The sequence below is a fragment of the Legionella fallonii LLAP-10 genome (assembly GCF_000953135.1).
GTDB classification, from domain to species: Bacteria; Pseudomonadota; Gammaproteobacteria; order Legionellales; family Legionellaceae; genus Legionella; species Legionella fallonii.
In genome coordinates, this window is record NZ_LN614827.1 from 3239022 (window position 1) to 3256039 (window position 17018).

Below are 17018 nucleotides of genomic sequence, written 5' to 3' on the forward strand. Positions count from 1 at the left end.
CTGCTTTCAAAATTGACAAAAGTAAAGCATCATTGTCCAAATTGTTTCATATTACGAATCTCGTTCCCAAATAACACCTTTTATAATTCTGTGATCGCGTTTAAGATCACTTCTACGACTACAGCAGGAGCCGTCACGCTTGGTGTGTGATCCGTCTCGGATCTTACAATCTTGGCTTTCATGCGCTCAGCCATGAACACCTGTGTTACTTCAGTGATCATCCGCTCCTCTAGAGCGATGAAGTAATGCGTTGGGAGAGTTTTCCAAAGAGGTTTTGCAACTTTTACAGTAATGCATGCTGGAGGTATAGAACGTTGTACAGCAGCGAGCACCTAAAGCTCCTCCGGGGTCGCATGTTGAGCAAAGGCATTTGCAAACGCCTCCTCAGGCAACCAAATAAGACCATTTTTTGCATCCATTTAATTATCGACTTAAAGTCAGTTTACATGTCTCAGACCTAATATAAATGTAAATGCCATTGTTGAATAAATCAAATCCAGGGAATGCTCAGTGGAAATGGATCGTGCTATAAAAAATAAAGATTTGCATAAAATAATATTTACAGTTTACTCTAAACAATCGTTACACAATTTTAGAAACAATGTTATTAAATGGCTATAAGATAGGTATTGGTTTAAGATCCCCTCATTATTATCAAGTAATGGAAGAACAGCCAAAGATTGATTGGTTAGAAGTTCACCCCGAAAATTTTATGGCAAAAGGTGGGCCGTTATTAGATATTTTGTTTTCTATTCGTAATAATTACCCTTTAAGTTTTCATGCTGTTGGTTTATCTTTAGGCTCTACTCAAAGGGTAAACAAGAATCATTTAAAAAGAATTAAAAAGCTCATTAATCGTTTTGAGCCAATTTTGGTCTCGGACCATTTATCTTGGAGCAATGTGGGAAATATCTATTTGCCAGATCTGTTGCCCATACCTTATAACGACGAAAGTTTAGTGCTTATCTCTAATCATATTGATGAGACGCAAAATTACTTACAAAGAACGATGTTGATAGAAAATCCATCGTCTTATTTAGAATATAGTACTTCGACTTATTCAGAAGCTGAGTTTTTAGTAGAGTTAATTAAACGTACAGATGCCAAAATTTTATTGGATATTAATAATATTTATGTCTCTTGCTTCAATCACGGTTGGGATCCTTTTGACTATATTCAAACTATTCCTTATGGTTCTGTACAAGAAATTCATTTGGCTGGACACTCTGTTCATGTACAAGATGAACATAACCAATTGCTTTTAGATACACATAATAACTATGTATGTCAGGAAGTATGGGAATTATATCAATATGCGATTCGCCATATTGGTCATGTTCCCACATTGATAGAATGGGATACGGATATACCTGATTTGGAGGTTTTATTGAATGAAGCAAGAAAATCCGTCAATTATATCGACGCTCGAACACATACAAAATGAATTTGTTAAAGGAGTTTTGAGTCAAAAAAGCCATTCTATGGTGCAATACATTCATCATAATCACATAGCCCCTGAATCTAGATTGAGTATTTATCGAAATAATATCATGCAAAATCTGCGATATGCATTGGAAAATACATTTCCTTATATTTGGGAGTTAGTCGGAAAGGAATGTGCAGATAACTTGGCTTATCGATTTTGTCAAAAGTTAGAGAATTTTCCTGTGAGTCATTGTCTTGATGATTGGGGTGGTAAATTCCCACAATTTTTACAAGAAATCGAAGCGATTAAAGATCTTGTTTATTTGCAAGATATAGCTGAGCTGGAATGGTTAAAACATAAAAGTTTTCGTGCTGATGATTTTAAAGTGCTTAATCCATTGAAATTACAAAATCAATTGAATAACTGCCTGGAGGAATTATGTTTGGTATTTAATCCATCAGTTTATTTATTTTCATCCCCTTATGTTTTAAAAGACATAATAGACTTGATTGAAAACCCAAATGAAACAATCAATGTGATTTTGCAGCGAGAACCTTGTTATGCAATCATTAACCGCCAAACAAATCATGTAGTGACTCACTGGTTATCTGAAAGCCAATTTTATTTTTTTAATTCTATAAAAAATGGTTTTACTTTGATGCAATCCTATGAACTTATTTTGAAAACTAATCCTGATTTTGATTTAGTTGCTTCCTTACAAATGCTGTTAAAAAATGATTTATTTTCGAATTATAGAAAAACCGCAATAAAAAAGGTTTGAGTTGAGAAGATAAGCTTACTCAGCAAGAACGACTAAATCTAAAGTTCCATCAACTCCTGCCACATTTCTTGATTTACGCTCATTTTTTGAAATTACATTGATGTAACCTTGTTTTAATGCTTCTGTCCAAGTAGCGTCTGTGGTTAAAGCTCTTGAATGTTCCACTTTGTTCTGTTTTTCTAATTTTGCAGCCAGGTTCGCTGTCTCCCCAATGACGGTATACTCAAGTCTATCAGCATTACCAATGACACCAAAAACCACTTCACCAATGGCAAGACCAATACCTACATCAATAACCAGATCACCACTTTTTCGTCGTGCATCATTCCATAGAGACAAGCCGAAGAGTATCTCGTCTACCGACTTTAGAGCATCTGCTGCATAAGTATTCGAAGAGGATACAGCACCAAAACTTGCCATAATCCCATCCCCCATAAACTTATCGATATTTCCATGATGTTTTTGAATTATAGGTACGATTAAACGCTGATATTCTCCTAGTAATGCAATTAAATCAGTAGGCGAAAGAGTTTTGGAAGCCTTAGTAAAGCCCCTCATGTCGGTAAACATAATAGCTGCCTGTCGGGTTTCACCATAACCAGCCTGTAATAATGAATCGGAATGGGTAATTTTTTCAGCAACAGTTAAATCAAAAAAACGCGCTAAATCTTTTGCTGCAGAGGTCTGCACGACGGCTTGGTATAGTGTTTTCTTTGCTCGCTCAAGTACCAATGCCAGAATAATTGTTACTAATAAAATAGACAAAAGTACATCAAATACAGCACCTACATAGACAGCTTGCATGGATGCATAAGTTACATAGTCCCAGGTTATAACATTCATCCCTGTATTAGCTAAAGTTTTCCATACAATAATAGACCAGCCAATCACCGCAGTAAGCCCAGAAAGCAATACCCATTCGGGTTCAAATCGCAGCGCACGTAAAGCAATTAAAATATAAGCATAATTAATATGAGTATTTTTTAAATTAATTGTTGCTGAGGTTTCGTATTGTAAGTAATAGGTCCAAATAATGAATAATAATAACACCATTTCTAGAACCACAAACAATCCAAGCACAAATGAGCGGAGTTGATTGGTGTAAGCAAACCATAATCGTGTCAAGATCAGAATACTAAATAATGATAATCCTAAAGAGGCGGTATGTACGGGAGCACTGGGGCTATAACCCTCAGGAGTTACATAATTAATAATAAATAACATAAACACAACAGCTAATTGTACTCCTCCCACAAGCAATTCACTTTGATACTGTTGCGCTTCCATCTCCTGTCGAACACGAAGTGGAAATTGAGCATATTTAAGCACTCTCTCCTCCTACTATGCGATTACATAATCCTTTAGGAAGCATAATAAATTCTTCTGGATCACTATTCCTTGTGGACTGTGATGCGCAAGAGTGTTTCGAAGTGGCACAATCATTTTTACCTGCACGTACTATGTGATAGCATCTTTCAAGCTCAATTGAACTTCTATTTTTAGAAAGCCAATTAGTATTAGTATATACAGAAAAGATTGCAGCCCCTATGGCGGCGGAAACAACAGCAGTATTTTGGATCCGGCGTTTATTCATGATGATTTATTTTTTAATATTGTATTTGAGCCTTGAGGAAAATTTTAAATAAGGTTATTAAATTAATCATAATGAGCTTAAAGATTTGAGCTAGGAATTACAAACAATTTTGCCCGTAACCAAGAATGTAATTCTTTTACAATGTAGCTAGCAACCTCCTCGTCCGCAATCTTTTTTCTTAGCGCTTCACAAATCTCAATGAACGATTCTTGACGTTTTATTGCATTTAACATTGTCAGTTCTAAAGAGTTGAGTTTAGTATAACGTATTTCAAGTTGATGGCGCCAAACAAGCACTGATTGGGGTAGTTTAAGGAGTTTAGGTTTAGGAGTTGATTTGTTCTTACGCAAAGCTTCAATAAGAGATAGACTGTTCCAGTAGAAGGTAAGTATCTGGCATGATGGATGCAGCTCAAACTTGAGTTCTGGCCACTGTTCTACAGGTAAAGCGTGTAAATCAGATTCAGACAGCAAATCTTTGTCACAAGCAACCACCGACTGATATTCCGCCCATTCAAATTGAGCAATTTCGGCTATATAGGGTTTTTTATTATATGGTGAAGTTTCAGTTAAAAATTGACTAATATTTTGACCAAAAAAATTGAGTGAATCACTGCACGATGGATATTTATGTATGTATGCCCTACACATTTCGCTAAATTTATCCTTACCCATTACTGAAGTCAGTAGGTTGTAGTCATTAGCTAATACTTCTTCAAGGCGGCCATAAAATCCATTGGCATAAATAGCGACTCGATCAGAAACAGACCCTTTAGGTGGAGCTTGCAGATGGGGATGGATAAGTGGTTCTGAGGTCAGAATCGAGTTTTGCAATAAAGTTTGCAATTCATTGAGTTTCATACATTAAGCTCTCTTTAGTAACTGATAAACACTCGAGTTTAATTTTTTTTGCATAGTCCAACTCGCTCCATAACTCTTCAAATGGTGGGATATGGTCATCGCGTTCAATCATAGTAGAGACATCACCAAAGCGTTTAATTGCTTTAGCGTAGAGCTCCCAAACTTCGTTAATCACTGGATGATCATGGGTATCGATAATATAATCGTCACAATTCTGATGGCCCGCTAGATGAAATTGCTGAACGCGCTCTACCGGAATGGCGTGTATATAAGTTTCAGGATCAAACCCATGATTGTAGGAGCTGACGTAAATATTATTGATATCCAGCAAAATCAAGCAATCTGCGCGATGAGCAATTTCAGTGAGAAATTCCCATTCTGTCATTTCAGACTCTTTGTATGTTATATAACTGGATACATTTTCTAAGAGTATTTGTTGCTTATAAAAATCTTGTACACATTTAATTCGCTCTACGATATGGTCAATCGTTTTTGCTGTATAAGGTAACGGCAACAAGTCGTGTATGTTGCGTTGATTCACTCCGGTCCAACATAAATGATCAGAAATCCATTTGGGTTGGATTCTTTCTGCAAGTTGTCTGACTTTCTTTAAGTAGTCGTAGTTAATCGGTTCAGAACTGCCTATGGATAATGAAACTCCATGCATTACTAAAGGATAATTTTCACGTACCTTGTCCAGATAATAAAGAGGCCTCCCTCCATCAAATAAGTAATTTTCGGTAAGAATTTCAAACCAATCTACTGCTGGAGAATGCTCTAAAATATATTGATAATGATCTGTTCTTAAGCCCAATCCCATGCCTAAAGATGGGGGTTTATTAGTATGTGTTTGTTTGTTATTTTCCATCCACTTGGTTTCCTGGATATAAGCGTACTGTTAGAGATGAATTGATGCCTCGGTTGAGGCATCAATTCCTTGTTGCATGTCGAAATTATGATTTACAGTGGTGTTTTCCTTTGCAGCTGCTTTTACCTTTACAACTGTTTGTATGCTTGCAACTATTAGTACCTTTGCAGCTATTAGTCCCCTTACATTTGTTTGTATGTTTGCAGCTATTGCTTCCTGACTTACAGCTGTTTGTATGTTTGCAGCTGTTAGTACCTTTACAGACGTTAGTGCCTTTGCACTTATTTGTATGCTTGCAACTGTTGGTACCTTTACAACCGTTTTTTGCTAAATTGATCAAGGAGTCCGTATTAACTGAACTACTGTTTTGGTTGGTAGTAGCGTAAACGCCTGAGGTAAAAAGTGCTGCTGCTGTTGCTGCTATAATTAAGCTTTTCTTGTTCATTTCAATGTCCTTATATTTAGATTTAGAGTCCCATGACAATATTAGTTGAGCAATTTTATAAATTCAAGGCTCGGAGTTGATTATTTAGAATAATCGTTCTAAGGTTATTGTTATCAATTATAATTTTTCATATTTAAATAAAATTAAATACAAAAGAGTAATTCAATTGAACATAAAAAAGACAAATACACGCTCCAAATATTTTTTCCATCAATCGGCTACTTTTTTTACCGCCATGTCCAGTATTAGCTTATTTTTAGGGCGAACAGCCTGGCCTTTTCTTGATTTTTTATTTCGTTTTTGGATAGGGAATAAAGTGTTAATTGCTGGACTACTGCAAGCACACAATTGGACTATTAGTGTGTTGCTTGCTACTAGTGAATATCCAGTGCCATGGTTGTCTCCTAAATGGGAAGCATTACTAGGCATTTTCGCACAATGTATTGGTGGTGGCTGTCTTATATTAGGTTTATTCACACGAGTTGGTGCTTTAGCAATTCTTATTCTTTCAGTAATGACACAAATCTATTACGTCAAGCTTGATGTTAATTTACTGTTAATTACCTTGATGGCCGGTTATATTTTAAGAGGAGCAAGTTCTTTTTCATTGGATCATTTATTCGAGCAGGGATTAAGTCGCAGCCCTTTACCTTTTGCAATGAATATTCATAATTTTTTTAATGCCACAAAAAAAGGGTCAGAGAACCTTTTTCTTTTAGGATTACGTATTTGGTTAATGTTATCCCTTATTTTACTCGGGGCTTATGATGTTAAAATGTCAACTTCTGGCATGCAATTAGCTTTTGTTTGGCTACCGTTAAAGTCACTTCACCTATTGATAGGCTCTGGTTTTCTTATTCTCCCTTTTGTATTCGGTATTGGCATAGCAACTCGATTGTTTGCTTTGCTGTTACTCGTTCTTTTTTTCGTCACACAATCGCAGGTCAGTGAACTTGCTTATGCACCTTATTGGATGATGATCATGGCGATTTTATTTATGTCTGGCTCGGGATTTTTTTCATTTGACCAAATGATGTTTAGCACGCTTAAGCGTCGTTACCCACAACTTTCAGGAAAACCAGCGTTTAGTCTGGACAATTTACCCCATGTTGTTATTCTTGGCGGAGGTTTTGGGGGCATTACTTGTGCTAAAGCTTTATCTCATACACCTGTTAGAGTGACCATTGTTGATAAAAATAATTATCACCTTTTTCAACCTCTTTTATATCAAGTTGCCACTGGAAATCTTTCATCAGGAGATATAGCAATCTCTATTCGCTCAATCTTTCTTAATCAATTCAATGCTCAAGTTTTATTAGGCACAGTAAGTTCTATCGATAAAGTGAATCGAAAAGTAATCACGGATCAATTTGAATTGTCATATGATTATTTGGTTATTGCTACAGGAGCAACACATAGTTATTTTGGCAAAGATGGTTGGGCTCCCTATGCTCCTGGCTTAAAAACCATTGAAGACGCAATAGATGTTCGCAGTCGCATCATGCAAACCTTTGAACGTGCTGAGATCGCTGAAACTGATGTTGAGCGAGAAAATTTATTGAATTTTGTGATTGTAGGTGGAGGTCCTACAGGAGTTGAGCTTGCGGGTGCTATTATTGAACTGGCTCGCTATGGAATGGAAAAAGATTTCAGGCATTTTGATCCTTCTAACTCTAAGGTCATTTTAGTTCAAGCTGCGCCACGATTGCTTCCAGCTTTTTCGGAAAAAAGCTCAGCCAAAGTACAACAATGCCTGGAGCAACTTGGTGTCGTAGTATATACCAACAGTACTGTTGAGGGTATTGATGAGATGGGCGTCATTGTTAAAGGCCAGCGGATTTGCTCCAAATCAGTATTTTGGGCTGCTGGTGTTCAAGCCTCACCTGCAGCAAGTTGGTTGGATGTACCCGCAGACGGCAATGGCCGTGTATTAGTAAACAAGGATTTTTCTGTGCCAAATTGCCCCAATATTTATGCTATAGGTGATACTGCAGCTGCTAATCTTTGGCAGGGAAAGCCTATTCCTGGATTGGCACCTGCTGCAAAGCAAGGCGGGAAATTTATTGCCAAAAAAATTACCGCCCTTGTTTATAATAAGTCTGCTCCAGAAGAGTTTCACTATACCCATTTAGGTAGTCTAGCAACTATTAGTAGGAAAGCATCAATAGTTGAGCTAAATCGCTTTAGTTTTTACGGAGAGCTCGCTTGGTGGTTTTGGGGTGTTGTTCATGTATCTTTTCTTGTTGGAGCTCGCAATAAGTTTTCTGTTCTGTCTAATTGGGTATGGTCCTTTTTTACTTTTAGAGCGAATAATTTACTTATTACCTCAGTCAAGGTAAAGAAACATTAGGGACTTATTTGTAAGCTTTGATTGTTTGATAGTGAAACTTGCATCTTACTCGATTAATACAACTACTAGCTGAAGCCTTCCCGCTTAAAAGGCGGGTTTAATACCTTTAAAGCGGACGAATTAAATACTTTTTAAAAATTGAATCCAATATACGTTTCAATTTCATTATGAAATTAAAAATTATCACAAAGTTATTTTTTATTTTCATAAGGCTTATCTGCAATCACGTCTACTTTTTCAATTAATGGAGGCTTCGCTAGGAGCTCCCCTGCTTTTGCCATCAATGCTGCGGCAAGTTGTCCAGACAAGTGCGTATTTCGAGCTGCGTCATTAGGAAAGGTATCAAAAATACCAAAAGAAGATTCACCGATGCGAACGGCATACCATGTGATTGTTTCTGTTTCATTTTGTACTATAGGTAATCCAGAACGCAGAAAATTTTCAACTTCTTGCTCTTTTCCAGGTTTTGCATCTAATCGAACCAATAAACCAACTTTTATCATTCCATTACCTCCAGTTCCTTTGGGAGCTACGCCCAAAACGGGCATAGCAAATTAGTTTCTACACAGTTACATCCAAACATTTTGTATTCCTTGTAAAACTATTGAAGATCAGCCGGATTTTTATCTTTAATTTGCAACCAATTAGCATCTGCTTTTTTGATGTATCCAGGTATGTCTTTAGACCATACCTTTTGGACTCTTTCATTAAGGTTTAGATAGAGTTTGCCATCAACCATTTTCCATGCTAAAGGATCGCTAGCAATTTTCTTACCTACCGCAGTTCCAAAGGCGCACCAGCCACCATACTGAGGTAAATATTTATCTGGATTTGCTTCAAACAATTTTTTATCATTTTCATTGGCAAATAGATAATAAATGCCATCTCTGATGACTACATGGTCACCATTACCCTTAACTGGCTTATTTTCAGTAAAATAGGCAACCACATCATAGCCTTGCAGTGCTACTGCAAAAGTTGGGCTGTCAGATGAAAAAGCTGTTGAGCAAAACATAAAACAGGATGCTATAAATACCCCCAAAAACCTGTTAAATAATTTAGTATAATATTTCATTTTGCACTCCTTGATTGAAGGAAAAACAGTCGAAAAATTAGTTTATTTTTTTACTCCAACTACTTTGAAATTTATTGTTACATCATCTTTAATTTCTTTAGTGCTTGACCATTGCCCTTGCCCCACACCAAATTGGGTCCTTTTAACTGTAGTAGTTCCTACAACAATTCCTTTATTTGCATCCGGTTGCTCTGAAGTAAATATTAAAGTAACAGGCTCAGACTTATCGCGTATAGTAAGTGTCCCCTTGGCTTGATAGGATTTATCACCTGTTTTTTCAATTTGGTTTGATTTAAATTCAGCTTTGGGAAACATTTTGACATTAAACCATTCTGGATTAATTAATGTATCTTTCAATTCAGAATAGGAAGCACTTATAGAGTTAATATCAACAATAATATCAATGCTGCTGTTTTTTAAATCGTTGGGATCAACACGTATATCACCAGTAAAGGTTTTAAATTGGCCGGTTACAGGAGCACCATTTTGAGTCGCAGTAAAAGTTAATTGACTTTCATTAGGAACGATTTGCCACTGAGGAACTGCTGCTTCGCTTAGTAAAGGTGTGAGCACTAAAAATCCTGAAGCAACAGTTCGTTTTATACGATTTAGATCTATCACGAAATCATCCTCCTTAGAATATCATCTTTATTAATAAAATGATGCTTTAGTGCAGCAGCAGCATGAAGACAAATAGTTGCAATTAAACCATAGCCAAGCCATTGATGCACTGTTTGAAGTAACAGTCTGTATTCTTCATTTGGTGCAATTAGATTAGGTAAAGTAAATAAGCCAAAAAAAGATGGGGGTAGTCCCGCTGCACTAGTAAGAAGCCAACCCGTAATAGGCATTGCAAACATAAAGCCATAAAAAGCGTAATGTACGAGTCGTGCCGCGATTATTTCCAGCCAAGGTAAGGATAACTCAGGAACCTTATTAATCAAACGCCAAGTAAACCGTACAATAACAAGTCCAAGAACTAAAATACCATATTCCTTATGCCAACCGTAAAATTTTAGCTTTTCCAGACTAATAGGCAAAGAGACCATGTATAACCCTTCGGCAAGTAAACCTATTATTAAAAGTGCCATGATCCAGTGCAGAAGGATGGCGATTAGACCAAAATGAGTAGCGCTATTTTTTATTCGCATTTTAGTTCCCTGAATTTGATTGATAGCCTTCGGCCCCTATTTCCAATGAAACATTATCCCCTACATCAGGTAACAAGGTATTAATTCCAAAATCAGATCGCTTAATATCAGTTTTGGCTGAAAATCCGACTGAAATTTTATCAGTGATTGGATTTTTCCCAACTTTATTTAGCGTGACCATAAGTGTCACTAGTTTTGATACTCCGTGAAGGGTAAGTACTCCCTGCACTTTAGCAGAGGTCTTACTTAATACATCTACTTTATTGCTTACATAGGTAGCTGTTGGATACTTATCCGTATCAAAAAACAAGGGGCTTTTTAAATGTTTATCAAGTTCTGGTAATCCTGTACTAACACTAGACACATCGATAGTAGCTTCTACCTTACTGTTTTTAGGTTGCTCTTTATCTAAAATTACAAATCCTTTCGCATACCATTTACCTGCTTGTGTTGAAAAACCCAAATGATTGATATGCCAAAGAACATAAGTATGTTGATCATCAAGAATGAATTTATCTGCTGCATAACCTGGAAGAGACAAAGCAAATAATACTGTGCTCGTAAGTATAAAATTAGCCAATTTCCTTAGCATTTATAACTCCTTGGATCCTTTTTACTCTATGAGTAAAAACAATGGTAAATTACTTAACTGGAAGATTTACCATCAGATTTCAATTGACCACCAACAATTTTTTCACATAGTCCTTTTGGTAAGAGTAGAAAGGCATCTGCTTGATTGTCTTTTTTGGAGGAACCGGCGCATGAGGCAGTAGCAGTGGCGCAATCATTCATTCCTGCACGAGCAATCCCATAGCATTTTTCTGTAGAAGTAGCTGAGGATTCATCAGATGCTCCAATTGCTGTATGAGCCGCTGATAGAGATAAAAAAGCCGCTACGGCTGATTTAATAAGTTTTTCCTTATTATTCATTTTCATTTTCCTTAATATTTGAATTATTGAGTACTATCTATCATTCAAGTGTGTAAAGGTAAAAAAACTAAAATCTGACAACAGTAATTCTAGAATGATTGTTCTAAATAATCAAATATAACCAATAAAAATAGCAATGCTAAGGTCTGATAAAGAAAGTGGGGGCTCGCGTGGAAAAGAAGAAGAGGGAATCATTATCCAGCGACCATATTGTGTTACTTTTTTAATGCTAGTCGTAGAGAATATTCCGCTTGGCTTCCTCAACATCTAACTAATCTGTTTAGGAAAGGGACGAAAGAAAATTATTAATCCCAAAAACATGATTTTCAAACATTTGCCTAGGGGCTGAAGAACGGCATAAGCTCATAATACCAAATAAATTGCCAACCAAAAAATCGGCAGTTTTATCAACATCAATGTCGATTTTTACCTCTCCTTGATTTTTAGCATGCAGTAGTAGCCCTCGGAATGATCCTTTTAAATATTGATAAAAGTCATCAATAAACTCCGCTACTTCTTTATTGTGAGAATGTATCTCTGTTGCCGTTGCTACGAGAAAGCAACCTCTAGAACGTAGATTTATTGAGTCATAAAGCTCTAAAAACTGTGAAAAAAAAACTTTAATCCCTTCAATTCCGCCTGCTTTAATTTGAAGAGGAGCAGTCACGTGATTGGTTATATTTTGGCGAAAACGCTTTAACATCATAATAAATAATTTATCCTTGCCACCGCCGTATTTATACAAGGTCGCTCGATTTAGACCAGTAGCTGCAATAATGTCCTCAATGGACGTATTAAAATATCCTTTTCCCCAAAAAAGATTCATAACTTTGTCAAGCACTTCTTCTGTTAGTGGTCTTTGTTGCATTGGTTACCCTGAGACTAATAAATTCATATATATTAGCTTAGCATCTAGTTTATCTCTATACATTAATTGTGCTCCTATTGTAATTAAATTGAAAAATATGAAATGATTTCTAATTTCCATTATTCTTGGTTTGTTTAAATAGGTATAAATATTTGCCATACCCACGTTTTTCTAAGTCTTTAACGGGTATGAATTCTAGTGCCGCTGAGTTCATACAAAATCTTTTATGAGTCGGTGGAGGGCCATCGTCAAATACGTGACCTAAATGTGATTGTCCATGTTTTGAGACGACTTCTGTTCGCTCGGGGAATATGCTTGTATCGGGCAGTAAAACTATATTGTTTGGTTCAAGTGGTTTAGTAAAACTTGGCCAACCTGTTTTTGAGTCATATTTATCTAAAGAGATAAATAAAGGCTCTCCTGATACAACATCCACATAAATCCCTGCTTCTTCATTATTCCAATAAGCGTTATTATATGGTGGCTCTGTCCCTTTTTCTTGAGTTACCTGGTATTGAAACGGCGTAAGCTTCTTTTTAAGTATTATGTCACTCGGTTTTTGATAATTTTGCTGTACGGTATCTGCTATTGCAAAATTAAAAATTAAACTTGTTGTCATGCATATAATAATAGCGATTACTTTCTTCACACTTCCACCTTACCAAATTGATTATCCAAATGTAAATGTATAAATTTCGAGCCCTGGTGATGATGCTGTTAATTGTAAAATTCCGCTTCTAGGCTGAGTAAATACTAGCGCCTCATAAATAGTATTTTTGTTAACGTCAATACTACTGTTTTCAACATCCTTGCCTTTTTCAATCTCAATTTTCTTGCCATTTAAAAGGAGGTTTACCCTAATAGTTTTGTTTGTCGCATTACCCATGACTATATAAACTTTACGTGCATTAAAATTAATTTTGATGGCTGCATTATTTTCACTTGAAATAATTTTGTCTGGCATAATGTTCCAACTTCCTTGCAATGCCCACTCATTTTGCTCTAAGGACGGAGGAAAAGTGTATTGTGCTGTTTTATCTTTTGATATAGCTTCCTGACCTGAAAAATTTTCGGCGCGTTCATATCCGAGGTATGTTTCAGGTGTTTGATCTTCATTAAGTTGCTCTATATTGTTGCCTTTCGTTATTGTAGGCGCGTGCATATTGAGCAAATATTGTATGTTATTTTCAGTAACATCATAATCACCTTCGCCAAAATGGATATAAACCACATTCCCTTTTTTATCTATTAAATAATGCGCCGGCCAATATTGATTATTAAAATTTTGCCAAGTTATATAATGACTGTCTAATGCAACTGGATATTTTATTCCATCATAAACTACAGCGCTTTTCACATTTGCAAAGTTTTTTTCGAAATCAAATTCGGGGGTATGAACACCTACAATGACTAAGCCGTCATTATGATATTTATCATACCACTCTTTCAGATAGGGTAGTGTGCGTATACAATTAATACAAGAATAAGTCCAGAAATCGACTAAAACAACTTTCCCCTTTAAATTGCTTATTTTTAGTGGCTCTGAGTTAATCCAACCATCAATACCACTAATAGATGGGGCTGGATACGGCTTTTCTAATCCATTTTGTAATTCTATTGCTGGCACATTATTTCCTTGTCCAGCATGTACGAAACTTATCCCATTTTCTTGATAAATCATAAAAAAAACACTTATTATAATAACAGCGCCAAGCATTTTTCTAAAAAAAACTGTGTGCCCTTTAACAAAACCAACTCTTGCCATCAGTTGTCTCCCAAATAATATTATGGCCAGCATAGGTACTGCTACTCCAATACCAAAAGCAATTAAAGTTAAAAAGCTCATTAAATTGGTTTTTTGAATAACTGTTTGCACAATCACAGCTGCTAAAATGGGTCCAGCACAAGGTGTCCATACTATTGCTATCAGTCCACCAAAAAATATTCCGCTAATTAAGCCTCCTTGAGGATTATTAACTTTAGGAAAGGATGAACCTATATTTGCTAATCGAGTTGTTAACCGTTCAAATTTTTCTGTTAAATAGGTTGAAATCATTGTTACACCGAGCAAAATAAGCATCCCATAAGAAATATGTCGAACTATATTCAAATCAATTCCAGAATATTGCACAAACTTTCGTGATAAAAAGGTAAATAAGGAAAAAATTAATATAAATCCGATCATGATTCCAAGAGGTCTTTTTTTGCTTCCTGTCAGAGAGCCGGCTAGGATTAAAGGTAAAATAGGTAAAACACAAGGAGAGATAATAAGTGCAAATCCTTCAAGGAAGCCTAGCCCAATATTCACGATATCTGCTTGCATAATGCAAAACCTCAATGCTTAAATTGAACATGCTTGAACGAATATTATAATTTGCTCTTATTTATTCATCAAAATTCAATTAAATCATAATAATTGTTATATATTAAACCTAGAATAGTCATTCTGATATGTGAAGTCAAACAAGATGAAATGTACTATTTTTATACTAAGGACTGCATTTATTCAGCTCTATAAACTTACAAAAGCAAATTCGATGCGACTTGTAATGATTAAGACTTGTTTGACGACTAGCCATCTACAATACTTATACCTTACAAAACTGGATACCAAGCAACTGTATTATATTTTTTGCGAAAGGATGATTTCCAGGTTAAGTTATACCAAGCTCTCTTTTTCTTGTTCAATCCATGCTAAAAATGCTTCACGATCTGATTTGGACAGGCTAGAAAATTTATTTTTAACCGATTCAATAGGTTGTAATTTTTTTCGAGGCGTTTGTGGCCAAGCTTCTTTCAGTCTCACTTTATTTTGTATTACATTATCATAGGCTTGTGGATCTTTCTTTTTCAACTTCAGAAGTCGCCCATCATTCGAGCTTGATCGCGACGGTAAATAAGTAATTACGTTTTCCTGAATAAGTTCAGGATTTGTATCGTCATAGTCGGTTAAATTTCCACTCAAGTCTTTAATAGGGATTTTCTTTTCCTTAGCATACATTCTGACACTAGTATCTACTTCCCCAAGAACCTCTGCCCAATGAGCTGCGTGCTGAGTGTTTTTATTCAGAGCAGACTTCAATAACCACAGCATCTCATTGTTTGTGATGCCAAGACCATCGGGTGATTGATTAAGCACATACTCACCAAAATTTTTAAAAGAATTATTTCGGGTTTTCCATGCTTCCTGCTGAATAATTTGTGTAATTACTTTAGGTAGATCTTGAAATATAAGTTGATTTGATTCAGAAATATATTGGACAGCCAGCGCGTGCAACTCGTCATCTGTGGGTGTCAACACATTATCATTGGTTTCATTATTTGGTGTCTGTATTGATTGCATCTTATCTCCGCTCTTTGCGCCATAAAAGTGTATTATTTTAATCGTTTTTTTATAGGTGTTACATCTCCAATAGACTTTCCCCTTAAACACCTGAATTTTCTGTTCAGCAAACAAGCAATATAAGGATTGTTTTATTGTATTTTTTCTATTTTCCATGACTCAAAATTTTTATTAATATGGAGCCGCCAAACAGGACATCCCTTTGGATCAAGTCGTGTTACATTATAATTATATTGTCCATCAATTACATTCTGTAATCCAACTACCCATACACTTTCAAAATCCACATGAGGCAAGCTTCTTCCTACCTTGTTAGGATACCATTCTCCGCTTTGCTTATTTAAAAAAACTATTAACGTTTTTCCAGAAGCATAAGCAGCGCCACCTTTATTTTGCTTCTTTTCTATTTGTTTTAATATCAAGGATTGTGCCTGCTCTAATTTATTGTCTTTCTGTGATACCAAAATATGCTCCGTGGACCAAGCCTGTTTTTTTGTTTAATTATAAATAATTCCATCTCCCCTTCTGGATCAGTGCAAATTTTAAACTCGTCAGAATTTTGTTCAAAACTTGCGACCACGCATAATAACCAGTTAGCCAATATCTCCCGCGAGCGAAGGCCACTAAATCGCTTGAATGGTTCTCCTGTTTCAAGTTGCTGTCCATCACATATAGACGGTTTAAGCTCCTTTAAGCATAGCTTCAAACTTTTAAAAGTAGTGACTGAATGTCTCATTAAAGCTCACCTCATATTTTCTCCCCTTGCGGGGAAAGGCACACTGCCGACTTTATTTCGTTAGGCAATTGCTTCTCGTACTTTTTGAGGGACACGACCGCTATCGATCTCCTTAAACTGTCTTCCGTCGGTTAAGGTTATTCCTTCAATTACAGATGACTCCATAGGATATGCTTTATTAATTTGATTAAGAGATTCATTAAGAGCCCTAGAGAGATTAGCTCCAGCTACAGAGGCAACTAAATCTATTTTACTTAAATTACATCCTGATAAATTAGCGCCTAAAAAAAGGAATGTACTTTTTCCAAGTAAATACTTATTTCAGATGGATCGGAACCTGATAACTCTAAGGGAAGCAAAATAGGATCTTTATCGTTAAGCAAAACCCCCAATTGTTTTTTATTAGATTCTAAATAAGCTATTCCGCGCTAACAAATCTAGAATTACTAAAACATTAGAAGAAGTGCTTAATATACTATACACTTTCTCTTTGGTTTTTTTATCTGTTTGCGCAAGATTCTTAAGAGATTTAAGATCCAAAAAATGTTCATCTAAAGTAACGGGCTGTTCTTCTGTAGCTTTACTCAGCGC

20 protein-coding genes are annotated in these 17018 nt (G+C 35.9%); 3 read left to right on the forward strand and 17 right to left on the reverse strand.

Going from position 1 to position 17018, the window contains the following annotated elements:
• Nucleotides 1-80: 80 nt before the first annotated feature.
• Nucleotides 81-332: a hypothetical protein gene (locus tag LFA_RS13535; RefSeq protein ID WP_052673971.1), complete on the reverse strand. Its 252-nt coding sequence runs from the start codon at nucleotides 330-332 to the stop codon at nucleotides 81-83.
• Nucleotides 333-601: 269 nt separating this feature from the next.
• On the opposite strand from LFA_RS13535, the gene bufB (LFA_RS13540) reads away from it, so the two are divergent.
• Together bufB (LFA_RS13540) and LFA_RS13545 are read left to right on the forward strand one after the other, a co-directional pair.
• Nucleotides 602-1444 (forward strand): MNIO family bufferin maturase, encoded by an 843-nt coding sequence (gene bufB, locus LFA_RS13540; RefSeq protein WP_045096655.1) that lies wholly within the window; start codon nucleotides 602-604, stop codon nucleotides 1442-1444.
• A gap of 16 nt (nucleotides 1445-1460) precedes the next feature.
• Nucleotides 1461-2207 carry an HvfC/BufC N-terminal domain-containing protein gene (locus LFA_RS13545; RefSeq protein ID WP_231865847.1) on the forward strand — a complete coding sequence of 249 codons (747 nt, stop codon included), beginning with the start codon at nucleotides 1461-1463 and terminating at the stop codon, nucleotides 2205-2207.
• Nucleotides 2208-2222: 15 nt separating this feature from the next.
• Here the strand turns inward: LFA_RS13545 and LFA_RS13550 are convergent, their stop codons facing one another.
• The 5 genes from LFA_RS13550 to LFA_RS19570 all read right to left on the reverse strand — a co-directional run bounded on the left by LFA_RS13550 (nucleotide 2223) and on the right by LFA_RS19570 (nucleotide 5974).
• Nucleotides 2223-3536: an adenylate/guanylate cyclase domain-containing protein gene (locus LFA_RS13550; protein WP_045096657.1), complete on the reverse strand. Its 1314-nt coding sequence runs from the start codon at nucleotides 3534-3536 to the stop codon at nucleotides 2223-2225.
• Nucleotides 3529-3801 (reverse strand): BufA1 family periplasmic bufferin-type metallophore, encoded by a 273-nt coding sequence (locus LFA_RS13555; RefSeq protein WP_045096658.1) that lies wholly within the window; start codon nucleotides 3799-3801, stop codon nucleotides 3529-3531. The genes LFA_RS13550 and LFA_RS13555 overlap by 8 nt, the downstream gene beginning before the upstream one ends.
• 77 nt (nucleotides 3802-3878) lie before the next feature.
• The gene (locus tag LFA_RS13560) at nucleotides 3879-4661 is read right to left on the reverse strand and encodes an HvfC/BufC family peptide modification chaperone (protein ID WP_045096659.1); all 783 of its coding nucleotides are present in this window, start codon (nucleotides 4659-4661) and stop codon (nucleotides 3879-3881) included.
• Nucleotides 4648-5529, reverse strand: coding sequence for an MNIO family bufferin maturase (gene bufB, locus LFA_RS13565; RefSeq protein ID WP_045096660.1), 882 nt, complete (start codon nucleotides 5527-5529; stop codon nucleotides 4648-4650). The genes LFA_RS13560 and bufB (LFA_RS13565) overlap by 14 nt, the downstream gene beginning before the upstream one ends.
• Nucleotides 5530-5614: 85 nt before the next feature.
• The gene (locus LFA_RS19570; RefSeq protein ID WP_084602186.1) at nucleotides 5615-5974 is read right to left on the reverse strand and encodes a hypothetical protein; all 360 of its coding nucleotides are present in this window, start codon (nucleotides 5972-5974) and stop codon (nucleotides 5615-5617) included.
• Nucleotides 5975-6140: 166 nt separating this feature from the next.
• On the opposite strand from LFA_RS19570, the gene LFA_RS13575 reads away from it, so the two are divergent.
• Nucleotides 6141-8324, forward strand: a complete 2184-nt coding sequence (locus LFA_RS13575; RefSeq protein WP_084602187.1) for an NAD(P)/FAD-dependent oxidoreductase — start codon at nucleotides 6141-6143, stop codon at nucleotides 8322-8324.
• Between the two features lie 191 nt (nucleotides 8325-8515).
• Here the strand turns inward: LFA_RS13575 and LFA_RS13580 are convergent, their stop codons facing one another.
• The 11 genes from LFA_RS13580 to LFA_RS13630 all read right to left on the reverse strand — a co-directional run bounded on the left by LFA_RS13580 (nucleotide 8516) and on the right by LFA_RS13630 (nucleotide 16155).
• A complete protein-coding gene (locus LFA_RS13580) occupies nucleotides 8516-8827 on the reverse strand; it encodes a putative quinol monooxygenase (RefSeq protein WP_045097615.1) in 312 nt (103 codons plus the stop codon).
• A gap of 98 nt (nucleotides 8828-8925) precedes the next feature.
• Nucleotides 8926-9399: a YHS domain-containing (seleno)protein gene (locus tag LFA_RS13585; protein WP_052673972.1), complete on the reverse strand. Its 474-nt coding sequence runs from the start codon at nucleotides 9397-9399 to the stop codon at nucleotides 8926-8928.
• 42 nt (nucleotides 9400-9441) lie between these two features.
• Nucleotides 9442-10020, reverse strand: a complete 579-nt coding sequence (locus LFA_RS13590; protein WP_084602188.1) for a YceI family protein — start codon at nucleotides 10018-10020, stop codon at nucleotides 9442-9444.
• Nucleotides 10017-10550: a cytochrome b gene (locus LFA_RS13595; protein WP_045096662.1), complete on the reverse strand. Its 534-nt coding sequence runs from the start codon at nucleotides 10548-10550 to the stop codon at nucleotides 10017-10019. Before LFA_RS13595 ends, LFA_RS13590 begins: the two co-directional genes overlap by 4 nt.
• A 1-nt stretch (nucleotide 10551) precedes the next feature.
• Nucleotides 10552-11142 carry a YceI family protein gene (locus LFA_RS13600; protein ID WP_045096663.1) on the reverse strand — a complete coding sequence of 197 codons (591 nt, stop codon included), beginning with the start codon at nucleotides 11140-11142 and terminating at the stop codon, nucleotides 10552-10554.
• A gap of 53 nt (nucleotides 11143-11195) precedes the next feature.
• Nucleotides 11196-11480, reverse strand: coding sequence for a BufA1 family periplasmic bufferin-type metallophore (locus LFA_RS13605; protein WP_045096664.1), 285 nt, complete (start codon nucleotides 11478-11480; stop codon nucleotides 11196-11198).
• A gap of 280 nt (nucleotides 11481-11760) precedes the next feature.
• The gene (locus tag LFA_RS13610) at nucleotides 11761-12348 is read right to left on the reverse strand and encodes a TetR/AcrR family transcriptional regulator (protein ID WP_052673973.1); all 588 of its coding nucleotides are present in this window, start codon (nucleotides 12346-12348) and stop codon (nucleotides 11761-11763) included.
• Nucleotides 12349-12457: 109 nt separating this feature from the next.
• Nucleotides 12458-12967: a peptide-methionine (R)-S-oxide reductase MsrB gene (gene msrB / locus LFA_RS13615; RefSeq protein WP_157010438.1), complete on the reverse strand. Its 510-nt coding sequence runs from the start codon at nucleotides 12965-12967 to the stop codon at nucleotides 12458-12460.
• Between the two features lie 51 nt (nucleotides 12968-13018).
• On the reverse strand, nucleotides 13019-14671 hold the full coding sequence (locus LFA_RS13620) for a cytochrome c biogenesis protein DipZ (protein ID WP_045096666.1): 1653 nt from the start codon (nucleotides 14669-14671) through the stop codon (nucleotides 13019-13021).
• 336 nt (nucleotides 14672-15007) lie between these two features.
• Nucleotides 15008-15847, reverse strand: coding sequence for a hypothetical protein (locus tag LFA_RS13625; RefSeq protein ID WP_231865848.1), 840 nt, complete (start codon nucleotides 15845-15847; stop codon nucleotides 15008-15010).
• The gene (locus LFA_RS13630) at nucleotides 15823-16155 is read right to left on the reverse strand and encodes a hypothetical protein (protein WP_045096667.1); all 333 of its coding nucleotides are present in this window, start codon (nucleotides 16153-16155) and stop codon (nucleotides 15823-15825) included. Before LFA_RS13630 ends, LFA_RS13625 begins: the two co-directional genes overlap by 25 nt.
• Nucleotides 16156-17018: the final 863 nt, after the last annotated feature.